At 58.4% G+C, this 2,774-nt stretch carries 5 protein-coding genes; 4 read left to right on the top strand and 1 reads right to left on the bottom strand.

What is annotated here, in order from left to right; translation table 11 throughout:
• Both JSE7799_RS14445 and JSE7799_RS14440 read left to right on the top strand, forming a co-directional pair.
• The coding region (locus JSE7799_RS14445; RefSeq protein ID WP_186201963.1) for a glycoside hydrolase family 99-like domain-containing protein at positions 1–263 on the top strand (263 nt) is incomplete at its 5' end.
• Between the two features lie 11 nt (positions 264–274).
• Positions 275–1,258 (top strand): hypothetical protein, encoded by a 984-nt coding sequence (locus tag JSE7799_RS14440; RefSeq protein ID WP_144431731.1) that lies wholly within the window; start codon positions 275–277, stop codon positions 1,256–1,258.
• Positions 1,259–1,264: 6 nt separating this feature from the next.
• Here the strand turns inward: JSE7799_RS14440 and JSE7799_RS21135 are convergent, their stop codons facing one another.
• Complete coding sequence (locus tag JSE7799_RS21135) at positions 1,265–1,843, bottom strand: hypothetical protein (RefSeq protein ID WP_055664232.1); 579 nt, start codon at positions 1,841–1,843, stop codon at positions 1,265–1,267.
• Positions 1,844–1,875: 32 nt separating this feature from the next.
• On the opposite strand from JSE7799_RS21135, the gene JSE7799_RS21130 reads away from it, so the two are divergent.
• A complete protein-coding gene (locus tag JSE7799_RS21130) occupies positions 1,876–2,223 on the top strand; it encodes a hypothetical protein (protein WP_055664231.1) in 348 nt (115 codons plus the stop codon).
• 261 nt (positions 2,224–2,484) lie between these two features.
• Positions 2,485–2,774 (top strand): transposase (locus tag JSE7799_RS14425; RefSeq protein WP_186201962.1); only part of this gene is annotated, 290 nt, incomplete at its 3' end.

Genomic DNA, 2,774 nt, shown 5'->3' with positions numbered 1-2,774 from the left:
CCTGGGACAACACCGCCCGCCGCGGCCCATCCGCCCATATCGCCTGGGGCGCCAACCCGATGACCTTCGAGCGCTGGCTGGAGCGGCTCTGCGCGGAGCGGCTGGATCAGTCCTATCGCGGCGAAATCATCGTGAATGCCTGGAACGAATGGGCCGAGAAGGCGATGCTCGAGCCGTCACGCCAATACGGCGACGCGATGCTGCGGGTTCTCGAACGTCACTCCGGCGCCAAGGCACCCGGTCTCGCCAGCCAGACACAATAGGAACCTTAATTTTGTCTAAGATCATCCTCCATATCGGCACCCATAAGACCGCCACGACGACGCTTCAGGCAACGCTCGCCGCAAACCGGTCGATAGCGGCGAGGGCTGGACTCATTTTTCCTGAAGTACCCTCAGTACACAGTGCGGCACAGGCCGGGCAGCATGGCCTCTGCATGCAATGGATTAAGCTTCCGGAAACCTATCGGCTCAAGCGCAACCCAAAGGAGGTCTGGCATGAAATTGTCAAGGCTCACGCTTCGGGTCATAACACCGTAATTATTTCCTCTGAAGAACTTTCGCGCGGCCAACCCGAGAACCGCGTCGACTACGCCGAGCTGCGCGAATGGCTTAACCCTTTTGATCGTGTTGAAGTCGTTTGCATGCTGCGCGAGCAGGTTAGCTTCATCCAGTCGATATATCTCGAAGTTTTCAAAAAACGTCCGGACTTTGTCTGGGAGAGTTACTTCCGATCCTCTTTAGAAAAGCATCTCGGCACTGGGGTGCATCTCGACTACGGCGCCCTGCACACGCGCCTTCTCCAAGGATTCAATCCCGGCGAGATCACCTATCTGCCATTTCGCCCGGCCGGGGCCGAGTCTCATGATCCGATTCGTTCGCTGCTCGACCATTTCGGTTTTCCCAGCTTAATCGACGAGATGGTGCGCGTGGATCGCAATATTTCGGGCGATCCGCTGACAACCTGGATCGCGGGCCAGTTTGGCGATGCTTGGACGGACCCGCGCATTCGCGAGCGCGTCGTCCAGATGTTCGGCGGGCGCAAGACGGTGATGTATGCGCGGCCCGAATATCAGAAGGTCATAGACACGTTTGCCCCAATAAATGCAGCGTTCTTGGCGCGCGACGTGGGACTTACGGAGGGCGATCTATCGTTTGCCGAATATAAGCAGGGGCGAGAGTTCTTCCGCAACGAGATCACTCCCGCCAGAGGGGTGAAGATGGCGCGCGATCTTGTCGGAATCGTGGCCGGGAATTGACTCGACCTAAGGTCGGTCAGACAAGGAAAAATGGTGGGAAACCGGCCTTCCCAACTTCTCCGCCGCTTTTGCAATCGACCCGCGGATGTCATGCTGGCAGGGCCGGCTGACCTTATCTATGCCGCCACCCGTACTCGGATGGAAGCGTACAGCCGCTACGCAGCATTCCACCGGGCTCATTTCGAGCGCGAACGCGCGGCTGAAGCGGCCTTGTCGCGTCGCGGTGGAACCAAGACGGTCCTTTATGTGGGTGCCAATGCGCCTGCTTCTGCGAGTGTGGCGACCCGCCCCATGTTTCTCGACATGTACAACTTCCACAAAAGCTTCGTTGATCCTCTCGGCCTGAACGCGCGCCAGCGGCAGCTTCTTTTGGAGGTGCGCGCCCGGAAAACGGACGTCACGTGCGACGTCGCTCTGTTCGAGCATGGAACGGGATTCCACCGTGCGTTGAAACGCAGCGGCTTGCGGGTCGCGTCGAGCCATTGCGCTGAGGATGCGAACGATCCCCACCGGCAGGACATGCAAAGGCTCGAATATGCAAACGGACGTTTTGACATGGCAATTCATGCGGACGTGCTGGAACATGTCCCGATCATCATGCCGCCCTGCGGGAGACCTTGCGCATTCTCAAGCTGGGCGGCGCGGAAATCTTCACTAAGCGGTTCTTTCCCATCGAAGACATTGTTTTGCGAGCCGGATTCGAGCCGGACGGCTCGTTGATCCGATACTATTCCGACGAGATCCACGGGGACAACCTGACCGGCGGCGTCCTTACCTATCACAATTTCGGATGGAGGCTGATTGATGACATGAGCGCCGCGGGATACATTGATGCGGGCATCGAGATTTGCCTCGAGCCTCGGCTCGGCCTCTATTCTAGCAATTGTCCCGTGTGGACCGATGCGGAGACCGGGCAGCCAGGAAACATGCTGCCTATTGTCATCACAGGGCGGAAGCCGAGCTAGCCCGGATAATTCACGAGAAGGCGGCGGAGGTGGCGTAACCGTCTGAAACTCTATATTTCTTGGTTATCGACGCCAAAGATTCAGATTTCAGCAGGACGACCTCCGCCATGACCCAGTCTACGTGCTCCACGCCCCGCCTGTCACCCCTTAACAGGCTGCTGAAAAAGTCTTGAGTGCCCATCTTCGACTCCTACGACGACACATCATATCGGTTTTGGAAGCGCCTGCGCACAATATCTTGTCATCCCTTCGAGACGGCTGATGCAGTTCCTCGAGGTCCATTTCCTTTTTCAGCAGCCTGTTAACGGTAAGCCGATCCTGCTTGGATTTGACGGCGCCGACATGAGCTCCGACGCGGGGCTGACCCTGCTGCGCGAGATCGAGCGCAAGGCGGATCTGGCGCAGCGGCTCGCCGATTGCCTGCGCGATCCGCGTGACCCGGCGAAAGTTCAGCATAGCCTGTGTGACATCATCCGGTTCCGGATCATGATGATCGCGGCGGGGTATGAAGACGGCAACGACGCGGCAGNCCTGCGGNACGATCCCAGCTT

It is taken from the genome of Jannaschia seosinensis, from assembly GCF_001408515.1.
GTDB classification, from domain to species: Bacteria; Pseudomonadota; Alphaproteobacteria; order Rhodobacterales; family Rhodobacteraceae; genus Jannaschia; species Jannaschia seosinensis.
The sequence above is the reverse complement of the archived record's forward strand: the minus strand, read 5'-3'. Positions and strand labels throughout refer to the sequence as shown.

Coding starts and splice junctions, on each gene's coding strand:
- JSE7799_RS21135 (WP_055664232.1), bottom strand. CDS start 1,843: ATGTTCCAGCACGTCCGCATGAATTGCCATGTCAAAACGTCCGTTTGC.